A 13,556-nucleotide genomic window follows, 5' to 3' on the forward strand; every position below is an offset into this window, starting at 1 on the left:
TCGGCGACCGCTACTCCGCCATGCCCCAGACGTCGTCGTCCCACGACCGGGCGCGGTCGTCGTAGGACGGCTCGCCACGATCGAGCTCGTCGATGCGGGCGTGGTCTTCCGCTTCGAGTTCGAAGTCGAAGAGATCGAAGTTCTCCTCGATGTGACCTCGGGAGGTCGAGCGCGGAAGCACGACGATATCCTTCTCGACCGCCCACCGGAGGGCGACCTGAACGGGCGTCTTGTCGTATTTCTCGCCCAGTTCCTGCAGCGTCGGATCCGAGAGCACTTCGCCGCGAGCGATCGGCGCGGCGGCTTCGACGACGATGTCGTTGTCCTGGCAGTACTCGACCAGGTCGGTGCGCTGGAAGTAGGGATTGAACTCGATCTGATTGACCGCGATCGGCACGTCGGCGACGTGCTGGGCAGCACTCAGCTGGTAGCGGCTGAAGTTCGAGACGCCGACGTTCCGGACCAGCCCTTCCGCTTTGAGCGTCGCCATCGCGTCCATGGTTTCTCGCACGGAGATCGCCGGGTTCGGCCAGTGGATCAGATAGAGATCGAGATAGTCCGTCCCCAGGTCCGCCAGGGTTTGCTTGGCCGTCTCGATCACCGACTCGTAGTTGAGGTGCTTGGGCAGGACTTTCGAAGTCAGGAACAGGTCCTCGCGGTCGTGGTCGGCGAGGACCTCGCCCAGGGCGGCCTCGTTCATGTACCCCTCGGCGGTATCGATATGGGTGTACCCCGATTCGAGCGCGATCTCGACCGGTTCCTGGACGGTCTCGCCTTCGAGTTCGTAGGTGCCTTTACCGACGAGGGGCAGTTCGTCGCCACTCGGCAATGTCGTGGTTGGGACAGTCATGGTTCACGTGGAAATTCACTCGCCCGATCCTTAACGTGACCGTTCCCGTCGTCCCGGGGCGCGGCGTCACCCGATCGACGCGACGACCTCGCCGATCGCTCGGAGTCGGCTTTCGGGAGCCGGCGCAGCCGCGATCGCCGAGGCCGCCCCCGTCGCGTCCACCCCGAGTTCGAACGCACGACGGACGTCTTCGGCGGTCGAGATTCCGCCGCCGACGCGGACCGGTGTCCCCGGTGCCACGTCGTCGCGCATGTCGAGAAACGCTCTGATGCGGTCGGGATGCGTCCGGGTGATCGCTCGGTCGGTCGCGATGTCGCCCGGCCGTTCGAAGAGCAACTGGTCCGGTTCGAACGCGGCGACTGCGCGCCCCATTTCGACGCTGTCGACACAGACGATCGCATCCAGCCCGACCGTCTGACAGCGCTCGATCTTGGTCTCGATGTCGGCAAGCGTATCCCGGTTTTCGGCGTGGTTGATGATCGCCCCGACCGCTCCCGCCTCGACCAGCGCTTCGGGGAGCAGCCTGCCCATCCCCCGACCCGGTTCGACTGGATCGACGGCCGGCGCGAAGACGGGCAGGTCGGTCTCGCGGGCGACCGATCGCAGGTCCGGGAGTTGGGGCGTCAGGACGAACGGCGCGCCGGTCTCCTCGCTTACCCGCTCGATCGTCCCCGCGAGCGCGAGTCCGTCTTCGCCCCACGTCCCCGGATACACTTTGAAGTTGATCTGGAAGTGTGGATACGGCAGACTCATCGACGGGGGTTACTCTCGTGGCGCGCAAAAATCCCGCGCTGGATCGCCCCCGATATCCGGCGGTTCGGGCCAGCGATTCACCGTTGGTCGAGAAACGCTCCACACTGCCTTCGACCGAGGTCCATCAACTCGGCGATGAACTCGGGATCGCGGTCGAGTTTGGTCGAGCAGTGGTAATCGCGGCCCATCTCGATGCGGTGGATCTCCGTCTGTGCGAACTCTTCGGTCGGGAGTGTTCCATCGGCGACCCACTCGTTGATCTGCCTGACGAACCCCAGTTCCTGATTCAGCGAGATGTTGCCCGACAGCTCGTTTCGTCGGTCGGCGATCTCCTCTAAGGTCGTCGGTTCGCCTTCCAATTCCTGGGGATTGATCTGGATGATCCAGAGTTCCTCGGGCTTGCGTTCGGGCGGTTGATGCATCATGTCCCGGACGGGCGGATTCTGAGAGAACAGGCCGTCCCAGTGGTAATGGCCGTGAATCTCGACGGCCTCGAAGACGTTCGGCACAGCCGCCGACGCGAGGACGGCCTCGACGGTGACGTCCTCGTCGACGAAGGTTTCGAAGACGCCCGCGTTGACGTTGACCGTCCCGACGACCAACTCCGGCGTCTTGCTCCGACAGAACTCGGGGATCGTACCGAAGTCGATGTGGGTCTGTAAAACCTCTCGAATGCGTTCTTTACCCATCTCCTTGCCTGGGACCTGATAGGGGCTGAGCTGGGGGAGGGGCCAGCCGCTCTCGCCCAGCCGGTTGATGTTTGTCAGCCAGGAGTTGAGCATCCGATCGCCGTAGTCACTGGCCGCGAGATCATCCCAGATCGCGTTCAGGAGGTCAGCCGCCCGTTCGGGGCCATCGGTTACGAGGCCATACCAGGTGGCGAGTGCGTTGAACGCCCCGCCGGAGGTCCCGCTGATCCCCACGAGTTCGAACTCATCCTCCCAGTCGCACTCAAGCAGCATCTCCTCGAGGACACCCGCTGTAAACGCCGTGTGGCTGCCGCCGCCCTGGCAGGCGATGGCCACGTTCGTTTGCTCACCCATCTGTGACTTGCTCTACACGCCACTCATTCATAGGTGGTAGTGTACACCCGCCGTCGAAGCAGAGGCCGCCGCCGTTGAGGGGCTGGCATGGCTGGAGAAGCCAAAGACGAAGCGGTTCGCGACCTCGGCGGGCGTCATCATCTTCCAGAAGAACCGGCTAGCAACCGCTGCAGCCCAGCAACACTAAAGTTTGAATACGACGTTTCCCTTCTACTGGATGGCATATCGCACCACTCTTCGTGGGGTCCTGGCCGGGCTGGCGGGGATCGGGATTGTGCTGACATTCCTGTTTGCCCGGATTGGACTCGTGTCGCCCGAAGTAGTGGTCGGCTTTGCGGTCGCAACGCTGACCGCGCTATTCGCATCGGGTGGGCGGACGGCTTTCAGGCGATTGTTCGGGCGTACCCCACCGACCGATTCGCCGGCCGACGACGCAGATTGGTGGCTCGCCCGACTCGAACCGGCGCTCGAGCCGTCCTGGAATGGATGGTCGGATCTGGTCGTGACTGTTGGGCTGGCCGTGGTTGGCCTCGGCGCATTCGGACTCATCGTCACCGTCCGCACGGACGATCCGCCGATCGAACTCCTGCTCGTCGGCTTTTTCGGCCTCACCGGCGCACTCATTTCGATCGGCTTTGCCATCAGCGGTGACGCCGGTTGAGGGTCTTTGAGTACGTCCGCGTTCCGTACGCTGCTTTGCTGGAGGACTCGAAAATACGATAGCTGATTCACACGCCCACGGGAAATGGGCGGTGTCGAAATGCACAGGGAGGCGGGATGTGACTTGGAGGGCCGAAGTGGGCAGGGACGACATCCAGCAGGGTTACTCCACCCCCGCCATCCTGCGCAATCTCAGCTAAACCCGGGTAGTTTGTAGGTTCTATCGTGATACAATACTTACTACCGATAGTAACAATACTATCTTTACAATCGATACTACCTTCAAGACAGATAGTATCTTTAACACCATGACAATCGAAACAGCTCCGTCGGCCGAGAGAGCGTTTCTGTCGGGACAGTCAGCTGTCGTCCTGTAGTTTGTGCCGGAACGCGTGGAGGACGTTCCAGCCGGTTTCCGTGAGTTCGATCTGTTTCTGGCGACCGACTGTCTCGACCGCGATGTAGCCGTCGGATTCGAGCGGATCGACGATGTTGGCGTTCAACAGTGCAAACTTGGCCTTGTCGTTGGCCGGATCGGCCTCGGTCATGAAGGATAGTTCGGCGGACTCGGCGAACGCGATCAGGTCAGACTTCTTCGCCGTGTAGGCGTCGGTGTTCGTCTCGGCCAGGTAATCGAGGACGGCGACCTGATCGTAGGAGACGGCTTCGATCGGATACGACGGGAGGACTTCGGCCTCGTCGAATCCCCGCGTTCGTGGATTCGATTCGAGATCCGGGACGTGCTCCTCGACGTGGACGTAATAGGCGGTCGCGTCGGTCGCCATGCAGGCGATCGCGCTGCCGATAGCCGCGAGCTTTCCGCCGCTGGAGACGTTGACGCGGACGACATCCTTGGCATGTTCCGCAACGACAGTCGTCACGACCGCAAGCACGTCGTAGATGTCTGCGAGGTCGGCTTCTCGAAACGCAACCGTACGACTGTCCGCTTGGAGTTCCTCGACGAGCGCTTCCTGGTAGGGTGTCAGGTCGCGGTCGTGGTGATCTCTCGCGAGTAGATAGACACGGTCGGCGTCGTGTTCGCGAATCGGCGAGAGAATCCGGTCGTGCTCGTACCCCAGGGGCACGACGTGGACTTCCTCGATGGGTTGCATGTCACAGATACCAACGCCGATTGTCAGGAACGTTTCGGTCGTCGTCGAGTGGGCGCTACTGTGAGCGTGCCTTGATCTCCCAACCCATATCTAGTACAGACTCATTTCTCGGGACTCTCGGCGTGAAGATTCTATCGCCGTTTGCCACCACGGTCAATTCGGCCCAGCGTTGCGGTCCGGATCGCAGGCCACCCTCCATCCGGTTGTCACCGAATCGCCCACATGCTCGATCATTTTCCGTCTCCGCTTTCTCCCGGGATGGGACTGCTACATCACTGAACCCGTAGTACCGCCGCCACAAGCGCCCGGAGGCGAACCTCGAGTGGCCCCACTGCGAGTCGGTCCGACAGCCGCCCGGGAACGGCGTCCGCCCCGGCGATCGCAATCACGGCACTGCCGACTCGTATCTCCGCGGTCAGGTCAGCCGCCGAGAGCACTCGCGTGAGGCGCGGTAACCGGCCGCGTTCACTCCATAGCAGACGGCACCCGGCCCACACCGACGGTACCTGGATGCGGATGCGATCCTCGACAGTACTGATAGCGAGGTCGATGTCGTCGACGGTGACCGAAAGATTGGCGGTGACACTGAGGTCGGGGCCGCGACGAGCGAGTGTCTCAACCGTTGCGAGCAGGTCACCGCTCGCTGGCACAGTTACTCACGCTCGTTGGTCGTGACCCGGACCGTTCCGTCGACGTGCCAGTGGGCGTGGTCGGCATCCTCGCCGACTTTGCTCGGAACGGCCACGTCCAAGTCCTCAAAGTCGTAGACGATTTCGGCTCCCCGACCCGTCAGTCGGTCGTACAGCCCGACCGCGAGCTCGGGCCAGTTGGTCGTCTCCTCGATGGTGTTCTCGGCTCCCGTGTCAGATTCACTCATCATCTTCAATTAAGGTTCAATACAGATATACTTGTGGCACGGGTTGAACGTGGCCCCAAAGCAGCCCTTTCCGGATTTTCGGGAATCGGGCGGGCGCAGAGCGGTCACGATCACTGAACCGAGCGGTCTCTTCGTCGTTACCAGTACCTCCGAATTGGGCGCATAATTGCACGAGGTGAGATCATTACTCCTAGTTCTTTCCATTTGTTTACTAACACATCTCAGTCACTCCAGTCCAGCCGTTGTGTCAGAATGTTGAGTTAGTTCATCGGAAGTTCTTCCTGTTCGTAGAGGTTGTGATCGAGGTTGTTCACGTACTCTGCCGCAACCAGAAGTTGGAGTCGCTGGTGAACATACTGCCGCAAGCAATCGAGTTCCGCGGGGAATATGACAACGAGAGCGTCCAGGCATTCCGGAAGGCTCTCACAGCCTCCAGCGTTACCGCTCTTGGAGTCCCCTATCTCTTCGCCGAGGAGTGGCTTGAAGTGCTTTGGTTCTCGCTATTGATATTTACTTAACATCCCGATTAAGGACCAACTCAAGACCCATAACAGGTGTAGGAGAGACGCATATCTATTTATTTGTGAGGAAGTACAACCTATCCCTCATGCCTACCATCACAGGGCTCGCTACTCGTGCCCAGAATCTTGCCCCGATCGATCTCACGACTGTCTTTGGACCTCTCTACTATCGGTATCTCTCGATACAGGCGAACCGTGCCCACTCCCCCGAAGATTCGATCAATCCCGACCCAGACCCAACGGCCCCAGATCATGTGCTGATTGTTGTGATTGATGCCCTCCGTCCTGATACCGCCCCGGATCTCCCGCTGGATTTCGACAGAGCGGTCGCCCCAGGGACATGGACGTTTCCCTCAGTGACTTCAATGCAGACGGGACTTGAACCACATGAGCACGGCGCGGTCGCCCACACCCACCCCGACGATGACCACTACGCCATGCCTGCTCAATACGATGGTTCCTCAACCTTGCCACATGTAATTGAACAATCTGGGTACGACACTTATCTCGGTGCGGCGTTCATCATGCCTTTTCTCGCCCTCCAAGGCTGGTTCCAGTTCCACCGTGTCTACGGGGACGTGGACGCCGAGCGGGTTATCAACGACTACCGTGACTGGCGAGCAAACCGAAATCGTACGTACGCGTCCCTCCAGTTGGGCGACCTTCACGCTCCGATCGAACCGCCAGAGACGTACATCAACGCCCGGAATGTTGACACAACCCTCAACGGTCTCCACTCCTTGGGAAAATACACCGACGACTACGACTCGGCCCCCGAAGACTGGCGTGAGCAGCGTCTCCGCCTTTATTGTGCCGCCCTAGATTATGTAAGCGACACGCTTCGACCGCTTATCGCTGACTGCCGTGAGGATACGCTGATCGTTGTCACCGGCGATCATGGCGAGGCCATGTGGGAACACCATGAACGCGACCGCCAGTTTACCGACTCCCGTCCCAACTACGGCGTCGGACACGGCGGGACGCCCTACGACGAAGTGGCACGAGTCCCCATTGCTCTCGCTCATCCTGATCGAACCATCGATTTCGCCGGTGGCTATCTTAGCGGTTGTGACCTCCCCCGAACGGTTTGTGCGGGACTGGGAATCGACGAACCCAGTTTTCCGGGCGAAAATTGGTTCTCAGGCGTCGCTTCTGATAGAGCGGCCCTGTGTGAGGCTACCCGTTATGGCACCGAACGTAAGGCCATCTATTGTGACGGTGAAAAGGTGATTCACTCCAAAACTGACGGAATCACTCTCGGCGCAACTCTTGACAACGGGGAGACGTTCGGCACCCTCGACGACGACCGTACTACTACCCTCCGCGATCAACTCCCGAATGCCTGGGATGATTTTGGTACCCAGACCAAGACATCTGCGATGGTCCAGAATCGGCTCGAAGCACTTGGATACCGTTAATATCAATACCCAAATGGACCTCTACTATTCAATAATCTGAGTGAACTTATTTTAGGACAACGGCTGTGTCTTTCAGCAGAACTGCAAGACAACACGGCCACTAAATAGTGTGTTATTTGACTAATATATTGAATTATATAGGGTTCCTGATATTTCTACGTAGTCCTGTCGTTGACGGGAACGAGCAAAACAGTGGATTTGCCGAGAACGATCCGTGAGTATATGTGCCGCGTAGAATCGGTCGAGAATCCACACGACGGCTCCTGCCCCGAGCGTGGTCGAACGTTCACCAGTATCAGCTTCGCCCCGAATCGGCAGTGCGTGTTCTGTTCCGCAGAAGAGTGACCGACATTTTAAAGACGGCCAACCATCATAATCCTGGGAAATGACAGACGGCGACGATGATGGACTTCCTATCGCCGACCCCTCCGACCTCAATCCTGATGTTCTCGGCGGTGTCTACGATGAAATCCACAACGGCGAACCCGCCACCATCGACGACTGGAAGGCCCGCGACGTAGAGAACCCACCCGTCGCGTGGATGAATCAGATCCTGAACGGCGGCCCGCTGGAGGACTTTGACCGCTTTGTTCTCACCGCCAACCTCGATCCAACCAGCGAAGACGACGACCCGTACGCCGGTGACCACCGGAGTATCGACTTCTCGCCGGTCATCTGGTCGCTCTCGCTCAAGGAGGCACGCAACCTTCCGAGCGACGAGAAACTGGAGTTCTACCTCAAAGGCCGAGAGGACGTCGCGCAGATGGCCGGGTTCGATAGCGTAGAGGACGTACCCCGAACCTCGACGTTCTGGCGCGCGTACGCCGACACGGACAGCAACAACCCGCGCCTCGACGACGAGGCGATGGCCGCGCTGAAGACGGAAGCCCGAAAGCTGGTCAACCACGCCAAGTGGACTGGCTTCGAGCTCCCCGATGGGGCCGAAGAACACCTCTTCAAATTCGGTAAGCAGGACTACATGGAGATCGCCCACGGCCTGCTCGAAAAGACGCTTCCGCACATCGCCTTTGGGCGTGATCCGACCCGGACAACGTACACGTCCCGTCCATCGTAAGCTTCCTCGCCCACCTTGCCCTGGAGGGCGCATTCCCCGAGAACGGCTCGGATACCTTCACCCACATGAACATCTACGAGTCCCGCGGGACCGGCGCGGACAACCTGTACCATTACGTCCGCAAGCGAAACGCCGAGGAGTGGTTTGACCGCTTCCTCCGCGTGAACGCCGAACTCCTTGAAGAAGCGCGCTCGATGGGGCATTTCGAGAATGCGAGCGAGGTCGGCCTGGATACGACCGGTATTCCGTGGTTCGGCGATAAGTCGAACAACTTCGTAGACGGCACGAAGCCCTCACGCAATTACGCCCACTCATTTCATTTCACGACCATCGGCGTCGTCGGCAACGAAGCCAGCCTGAGCCTCGCAGCCCACCACCTGAAGAACCGCACCGACCAAGACCGTATCCTGCGGACGATTCTCCAGCGTGTGAAGGGAATCCACTACTTCTCCGACGACCAGCTGGACGTGGACATCGAGCGCGCGTATCTCGACAAGGGCTTCTACGGCGGAATGCACGTGACGGCACTCCGGGAGACAGACACCGAGTTCCTCATCAAATCGCGGAAAGTGAGCGCGGTGAAGAACGTAATCGACGGGCTGGAAGAGTGGGACGTAGACTGGGGCATCCTCGAAGACTACGAAATGGGCGATCTCAAGCAGGGGGCGAGCATCTTCATCCGCTCCTCGGAGAAGCGAGCGCCGCGATACGACGAGAACACCGACGAAGAGGACAGAAAGTACGGTCGCTGGGTGGCCTTCGTGACGGACATCGACCCGGTGACGGCGGACCGGGAGAAGCTGGCGCGGGAGTTCCGGAACCGCTGGGGTGTGGAGACCCAGTTCCGCCAGTTCAAGCACAAGTTCTACGCGCCGACGAAGTCACCAAAAGGACGCGTTCGGGCGTTCCACTTCAACCTCGCGCAGTTGTTCTACAACATCTGGGTGGTCGTGAACCTGGAGCTTCGTGACCGATACGGGCTCGTCGAGCGGCGGCCTGTCACCGCGGACGACGTACTCCACGCGATTCGAGACGAAGCCTTCGAACTGGACGACCTGACAGAATAGTTATATCTGTAAATGTAGATTCACGATGAAAGAATGGAAACCGCGGGGTGCCGCAGGGACGGGATTTATTTCATTGGTTCTCATGCAATTATCGAGTCCAATTCGGAGGTACTGTTACTGCATCTCTTTCGTGTATGGCCAGCGTTTCCTGACATCCCGTCCCCTCTCGGCACATCCGGTCGGTTACCTTCCTGTGACAGCCTTTCCCACCGGACTCTATTCGCTGTGGAGTGCCAGTTCGGCAAGCGAAATGGTGCTCAGTGGCTGGCTGATACTCGGTCTCGGCCTCGTCGTCCTCGTTCACGGCACCGTCCTGCTGACGGATCTCGCCGACCGACTCGGGACGGCCAGCGGGCCGCTGATGATCGGCTACGCGGCGATCGTGCTGCTCAACCAGGCGCTGCTGGCGTCCGGACTCGCCGGCGTCTTCGATCCGACCGGATGTCTTCGAGGACATCCGTCACCAGGTCCGAGCCGTGGCGGGACTCGACGTCATCCCGGCGGTAGACGTCGCGATGGCGCGTCTCGTCGTAGATCACGATTGCCTGCAGGGTCTCGCCCGCGTGGGACTTGACAACGTCGAGACCCAGTCGGTCCGTGTTCGACGATGTCTTCGACATCGGCAGGCACACCGGGGGTTTCAGCAGGACGTATCTTTTGCATTGGGGCTTCGACTGGTACTTTCTCTCAGTCACGCCGCGGCTGAGTGTATCGTTCCCACGGACCTCGTAGTTGAATCTGTTGGTGATCTGGACTCCCCGTGCTTGCCCGGGACAGCTTAAATATGTCTCCGGTATAACGTGTTGATAGATCATGAGTTTCGACACGCAGACAGCAACGAGGGTTCTCGAACACGCGATGGCGAATCCGCCGCGCATTTTCGACCCCGGAGAGGCGTTCGATACGATTCAGGGGATCACTGGCCGGAAGTGGTACCTCCGAATCGTCTATCACTCCCTTTTGGATGGGCCGATAGGTTTCAGTGCGCTGAAGCACGCTCTCGACGGGGTGTCTTCGAAAATGTCATCGGAGAGTCCGTTCGCTCTGGAAGACCAACGTCTCGTCGCCCGTGAAATCGTCAGCGACCAACCCGTCCCCGTCGAGTACTCCGTGACCGATCGCGGCGAAGCGTTAGCACCCGCCGTCGCGGCACTCCTCCAGTGGGACGCCGCGTTCGACCGAGAGGAGGCCGACTGAATGGCTCACTACGACGTGCTGGTCATCGGTGGCGGGACGGGGAACAACGTCGCGGCGGCCGCGGCCGACGCCGGACTCGACACGGCCCTGGTCGAGAAGGGGCCACTGGGCGGGACCTGTCTGAACCGGGGGTGCAACCCCTCGAAGATGCTCATTCAGGCCGCAAACGCTGCCCAGGAAGTACGGGAGGCTGACCGATTCTTCCTCGATGCCTCCTTGGATGATGTGGATTTCTCGGCCATCGTCTCCGACATGGACGAGACACTGTCCGGACTCGCCGAAGGCATGGAAGCCGACTACCGCGAGAAAGACGATCTCACGCTGTATCAGGACGAAGCCGTCTTCGTCGACGAGCGGACCATCCTGGTCGATGACGAGCACGTCAGTGGGGAGAACGTGGTCGTCGCGGCCGGGAGCCGCCCGTTCATTCCACCGATCGATGGCCTCGGAAACGTGGATTATCTCACGAGCCGCGAGGCGCTGTATCTCGACGACCAACCCGAGAGCCTGGTGATCATCGGCGGTGGATACATCGCCGTGGAACTGGGCCACTTCTTCGAGACAGTGGGGACCGGCGTGACGATCATCGAGAGCGGCGAGATGCTCCTCGGCCGTGTGGATCCCGAGGTGCGCGAGACGTTTACGGAAATCGCCAGAGAGCGTCACGATGTACACACGGGCTATCGCGCCACAGCGATCGAGCCGCTCGGTGAGGGCGTCCGAGTCTTTGCCGAGTCCGGGGATGATGACGTCATCGAATGTTCCGGCGAGGACGTGCTCGTGGCTGCCGGTCGGCGGCCGAACACCGACTCGCTCGACGTCGCCTCGGCCGGCATCGAGACCGACAACCGGGGCTTTGTCGTGACGGATGAACGCCTCGAAACTACCGCCGAAAACGTCTGGGCGCAGGGCGACATCGCCGGCAACGCGATGTTCAAACATTCCGGCGATTACGAGACCCGCGTGGTAATCGACAACGTGGTCCATGACACCGGCCGGGAGATCGACCTCTCTGCGCTGCCCCACGCTGTGTTCACCGAACCACAGATCGCCGGCGTCGGCGCGACGGAAGCCGAACTCAAGACAGCTGATCACCCGTATGTCGTCGGTCGGCAGGCTCTGCCCGACACTCCCATGGGACGGGCGAAGAAACTGGAGGAAGGGTTCGTGAAGGTGCTCGCCACTCCCGACGGCGAGATCCTGGGCTGTCACATGCTCGGCGAGGAAGTCTCGACGATGATCCACGAGGTGCTCGTGGCGATGCGGGCAGGGTCAGGACACGTCAGCGATATCACGGACACCATTCACGCACATCCGACGCTGAACAAGGCTGTCGAGTCCGCCTTCCGGGACGCGTTGGATACCTGACGGTGTGTAACTCCCACCGTTCATCCGGGGCGAGCGAAGACCGAAGTGTCTTATTCACCTCTGACGAAGGAGGGATACATGATCACGGGGACGTCGACTGCCCAGCCCATCGCGATGGAAGTCTCGAACATCCTTGGGGAGCCACTGGTCGATCTGGCCTTCGACGGGAGCGTCGAGGCGGCCGAGGACGTCACCGTCGGCGACGACGAGCGAGTCGTCATCGTCGGCTCGACGACGTCGAGTCAGGCCCACCTCGAACTCCTGGAACTCCAGGAGCGGGCCGTCCAGCGCGATCCCGACGAGATCGTTACGGTCATCGGCTACATGGGCTATTCCCGCCAGGACAAGCTGTTCAACCCCGGCGAGGCGGTCTCGGTTCGGGCCATCGCGAAGGCCCTCAGCCCGAGCACGGATCGCGTCTACTCGGTCAACCCGCACAACGTCTCCGTACTGGATTACTTTGACGTTCCGGCCGAGCCGATCGACGCGGCCCCCCAACTCGCCGAGCCCCTGCCCGATGATCTCTCCGATCCCGTCTTCCTCGGCCCCGACGAGGACGCGGTCTGGCTCGCCGAGTCCGTCCAGGAGACATACGGCGAGGGACACGTCGACAACTTCGAGAAGATCCGCCATTCCGCGACCGAAGTCGAGATGAGCGCCGAGGACAAGGACTTCACCGACCGTGATGTCGTCCTCGTCGACGACATGATTGCGACCGGCGGCACGATGAGCGAGGCCGTCCGGCTCATCAGCAAGCAGGACACCAACCACGTGTACGTCTCCTGTGTCCACCCGCTGCTGGTCGACAATGCCCTGAGCAAGCTCTCGCGAGCCGGCGTCAAGTCGCTGTACGCGACCGACACGATCGACCGTTCGATCAGCCGCGTCAGCGCCGCGCCGCCGATCGCCGACGTGCTGTAAGCTGTTGCTGTTTTCCCGACCGTTCCTGCTACTGCGACTTGGCCTCGATGCCGACGCTTTCTCTCAGATCCGCGAGCGCCCCTGCCACGTCCGACTGGCCGAACAGCGACGACCCGATGACGAGCGTGTCCACCCCGCTCTCGACGCACTGGGGTCCCGTCTCACTGTTCACACCGCCATCGACCTCGATCTCGGGGGCCCCCATCGCGTCGAGTCGCTCGATCCGGTCGAGCGTCTCCGGCATGAACGACTGGCCGCCGAAGCCTGGCTGGACGCTCATCACGAGGACGACTTCGACGTCGTCGAGGTACGGCTCGACTGCCTCGACGTCGGTGTCGGGATTCAGTGCGATCCCGGCGTCCATGCCGTGGTCGTGGATCGACTCGATGACCGCTCCCGGATCGTCCTCGCTTTCGACGTGGACGGTAAGCCGGTCAGCACCGGCGTCCTGAAACGCTTCGACGTACTCACCCGGGTGCTCGATCATCAGATGAGTGTCGAAGTAGAGATCAGTCCGGTCCCGGAGCGAACTGATCACCGGCGGGCCAAAGGAGATGTTCGGCACGAAGTGGCCGTCCATGACATCGAGATGGAGGATCTCGGCCGACTCGACGTCGCTGACGTCGCCGTAGAGATCAGCGAAGTCCGCTGCGAGGATCGACGGTGCGATGCGACACATACCGGTCAGTTCAGA

At 60.7% G+C, this 13,556-nt stretch carries 16 protein-coding genes and 1 pseudogene; 8 read left to right on the top strand and 9 right to left on the bottom strand.

The window, feature by feature from the left end:
- Positions 1–10: 10 nt before the first annotated feature.
- The 4 genes and pseudogenes from HBNXHr_RS03785 to HBNXHr_RS14300 form a co-directional block, all read right to left on the bottom strand.
- Positions 11–850, bottom strand: coding sequence for an aldo/keto reductase (locus HBNXHr_RS03785; RefSeq protein ID WP_275883234.1), 840 nt, complete (start codon positions 848–850; stop codon positions 11–13).
- Positions 851–916: 66 nt separating this feature from the next.
- A complete protein-coding gene (locus HBNXHr_RS03790; RefSeq protein ID WP_275883235.1) occupies positions 917–1,603 on the bottom strand; it encodes a triose-phosphate isomerase in 687 nt (228 codons plus the stop codon).
- 77 nt (positions 1,604–1,680) lie between these two features.
- A complete protein-coding gene (locus HBNXHr_RS03795) occupies positions 1,681–2,646 on the bottom strand; it encodes a patatin-like phospholipase family protein (protein ID WP_275883236.1) in 966 nt (321 codons plus the stop codon).
- 23 nt (positions 2,647–2,669) lie between these two features.
- Positions 2,670–2,790 (bottom strand): annotated as a pseudogene (locus tag HBNXHr_RS14300) (D-beta-hydroxybutyrate dehydrogenase); the annotation flags it as partial.
- A gap of 73 nt (positions 2,791–2,863) precedes the next feature.
- Between HBNXHr_RS14300 and HBNXHr_RS03800 the strand changes: the two are divergent.
- Positions 2,864–3,307 carry a hypothetical protein gene (locus tag HBNXHr_RS03800; protein WP_275883237.1) on the top strand — a complete coding sequence of 148 codons (444 nt, stop codon included), beginning with the start codon at positions 2,864–2,866 and terminating at the stop codon, positions 3,305–3,307.
- Positions 3,308–3,665: 358 nt separating this feature from the next.
- Here HBNXHr_RS03800 and HBNXHr_RS03805 read toward each other — a convergent pair whose 3' ends face one another.
- The 3 genes from HBNXHr_RS03805 to HBNXHr_RS03815 all read right to left on the bottom strand — a co-directional run bounded on the left by HBNXHr_RS03805 (position 3,666) and on the right by HBNXHr_RS03815 (position 5,295).
- Positions 3,666–4,418, bottom strand: a complete 753-nt coding sequence (locus HBNXHr_RS03805; protein WP_275883238.1) for a DUF6293 family protein — start codon at positions 4,416–4,418, stop codon at positions 3,666–3,668.
- A 272-nt stretch (positions 4,419–4,690) separates the two neighbouring features.
- Entirely contained in the window at positions 4,691–5,068 is a 378-nt protein-coding gene (locus HBNXHr_RS03810; protein ID WP_275883239.1) for a hypothetical protein, read from the bottom strand.
- A gap of 2 nt (positions 5,069–5,070) precedes the next feature.
- Complete coding sequence (locus HBNXHr_RS03815) at positions 5,071–5,295, bottom strand: hypothetical protein (RefSeq protein WP_275739643.1); 225 nt, start codon at positions 5,293–5,295, stop codon at positions 5,071–5,073.
- 296 nt (positions 5,296–5,591) lie between these two features.
- Here HBNXHr_RS03815 and HBNXHr_RS03820 point away from each other — a divergent pair, with 296 nt between their 5' ends.
- The 4 genes from HBNXHr_RS03820 to HBNXHr_RS03835 all read left to right on the top strand — a co-directional run bounded on the left by HBNXHr_RS03820 (position 5,592) and on the right by HBNXHr_RS03835 (position 9,376).
- Complete coding sequence (locus tag HBNXHr_RS03820) at positions 5,592–5,813, top strand: hypothetical protein (RefSeq protein WP_275883240.1); 222 nt, start codon at positions 5,592–5,594, stop codon at positions 5,811–5,813.
- A gap of 89 nt (positions 5,814–5,902) precedes the next feature.
- A complete protein-coding gene (locus HBNXHr_RS03825; protein WP_275883241.1) occupies positions 5,903–7,234 on the top strand; it encodes a sulfatase-like hydrolase/transferase in 1,332 nt (443 codons plus the stop codon).
- A 385-nt stretch (positions 7,235–7,619) separates the two neighbouring features.
- Positions 7,620–8,309, top strand: coding sequence for a hypothetical protein (locus HBNXHr_RS03830; protein WP_275883242.1), 690 nt, complete (start codon positions 7,620–7,622; stop codon positions 8,307–8,309).
- Positions 8,310–8,374: 65 nt separating this feature from the next.
- Positions 8,375–9,376, top strand: coding sequence for a transposase (locus HBNXHr_RS03835; RefSeq protein WP_275883243.1), 1,002 nt, complete (start codon positions 8,375–8,377; stop codon positions 9,374–9,376).
- A gap of 389 nt (positions 9,377–9,765) precedes the next feature.
- Here HBNXHr_RS03835 and HBNXHr_RS03840 read toward each other — a convergent pair whose 3' ends face one another.
- On the bottom strand, positions 9,766–9,996 hold the full coding sequence (locus HBNXHr_RS03840) for a hypothetical protein (RefSeq protein ID WP_275883244.1): 231 nt from the start codon (positions 9,994–9,996) through the stop codon (positions 9,766–9,768).
- 193 nt (positions 9,997–10,189) lie between these two features.
- On the opposite strand from HBNXHr_RS03840, the gene HBNXHr_RS03845 reads away from it, so the two are divergent.
- From HBNXHr_RS03845 to prs, 3 genes are all read left to right on the top strand, one after another.
- On the top strand, positions 10,190–10,573 hold the full coding sequence (locus HBNXHr_RS03845; protein ID WP_275883245.1) for a helix-turn-helix domain-containing protein: 384 nt from the start codon (positions 10,190–10,192) through the stop codon (positions 10,571–10,573).
- On the top strand, positions 10,574–11,941 hold the full coding sequence (locus tag HBNXHr_RS03850; RefSeq protein ID WP_275883246.1) for a dihydrolipoyl dehydrogenase: 1,368 nt from the start codon (positions 10,574–10,576) through the stop codon (positions 11,939–11,941).
- Positions 11,942–12,019: 78 nt separating this feature from the next.
- Positions 12,020–12,862: a ribose-phosphate diphosphokinase gene (gene prs / locus HBNXHr_RS03855; protein ID WP_275739650.1), complete on the top strand. Its 843-nt coding sequence runs from the start codon at positions 12,020–12,022 to the stop codon at positions 12,860–12,862.
- Between the two features lie 28 nt (positions 12,863–12,890).
- On the opposite strand, the gene rpe is transcribed toward prs, so the two are convergent.
- Entirely contained in the window at positions 12,891–13,541 is a 651-nt protein-coding gene (rpe, locus tag HBNXHr_RS03860; RefSeq protein WP_275739653.1) for a ribulose-phosphate 3-epimerase, read from the bottom strand.
- Between the last annotated feature and the right edge of the window lie 15 nt (positions 13,542–13,556).

It is taken from the genome of Halorhabdus sp. BNX81, from assembly GCF_029229925.1.
Lineage (GTDB): Archaea > Halobacteriota > Halobacteria > Halobacteriales > Haloarculaceae > Halorhabdus.

What these genes read in the sequence shown, in the direction of transcription:
- HBNXHr_RS03800 (WP_275883237.1), top strand. Translation starts at nt 2,864, where the DNA reads ATGGCATATCGCACCACTCTTCGTGGGGTCCTGGCCGGGCTGGCGGGG.
- HBNXHr_RS03815 (WP_275739643.1), bottom strand. Translation starts at nt 5,295, where the DNA reads ATGAGTGAATCTGACACGGGAGCCGAGAACACCATCGAGGAGACGACC.
- rpe (WP_275739653.1), bottom strand. Translation starts at nt 13,541, where the DNA reads ATGTGTCGCATCGCACCGTCGATCCTCGCAGCGGACTTCGCTGATCTC.
- HBNXHr_RS03805 (WP_275883238.1), bottom strand. Translation starts at nt 4,418, where the DNA reads ATGCAACCCATCGAGGAAGTCCACGTCGTGCCCCTGGGGTACGAGCAC.
- HBNXHr_RS03795 (WP_275883236.1), bottom strand. Translation starts at nt 2,646, where the DNA reads ATGGGTGAGCAAACGAACGTGGCCATCGCCTGCCAGGGCGGCGGCAGC.
- HBNXHr_RS03850 (WP_275883246.1), top strand. Translation starts at nt 10,574, where the DNA reads ATGGCTCACTACGACGTGCTGGTCATCGGTGGCGGGACGGGGAACAAC.
- HBNXHr_RS03840 (WP_275883244.1), bottom strand. Translation starts at nt 9,996, where the DNA reads ATGTCGAAGACATCGTCGAACACGGACCGACTGGGTCTCGACGTTGTC.
- HBNXHr_RS03845 (WP_275883245.1), top strand. Translation starts at nt 10,190, where the DNA reads ATGAGTTTCGACACGCAGACAGCAACGAGGGTTCTCGAACACGCGATG.
- prs (WP_275739650.1), top strand. Translation starts at nt 12,020, where the DNA reads ATGATCACGGGGACGTCGACTGCCCAGCCCATCGCGATGGAAGTCTCG.
- HBNXHr_RS03825 (WP_275883241.1), top strand. Translation starts at nt 5,903, where the DNA reads ATGCCTACCATCACAGGGCTCGCTACTCGTGCCCAGAATCTTGCCCCG.
- HBNXHr_RS03835 (WP_275883243.1), top strand. Translation starts at nt 8,375, where the DNA reads ATGAACATCTACGAGTCCCGCGGGACCGGCGCGGACAACCTGTACCAT.
- HBNXHr_RS03785 (WP_275883234.1), bottom strand. Translation starts at nt 850, where the DNA reads ATGACTGTCCCAACCACGACATTGCCGAGTGGCGACGAACTGCCCCTC.
- HBNXHr_RS03830 (WP_275883242.1), top strand. Translation starts at nt 7,620, where the DNA reads ATGACAGACGGCGACGATGATGGACTTCCTATCGCCGACCCCTCCGAC.
- HBNXHr_RS03790 (WP_275883235.1), bottom strand. Translation starts at nt 1,603, where the DNA reads ATGAGTCTGCCGTATCCACACTTCCAGATCAACTTCAAAGTGTATCCG.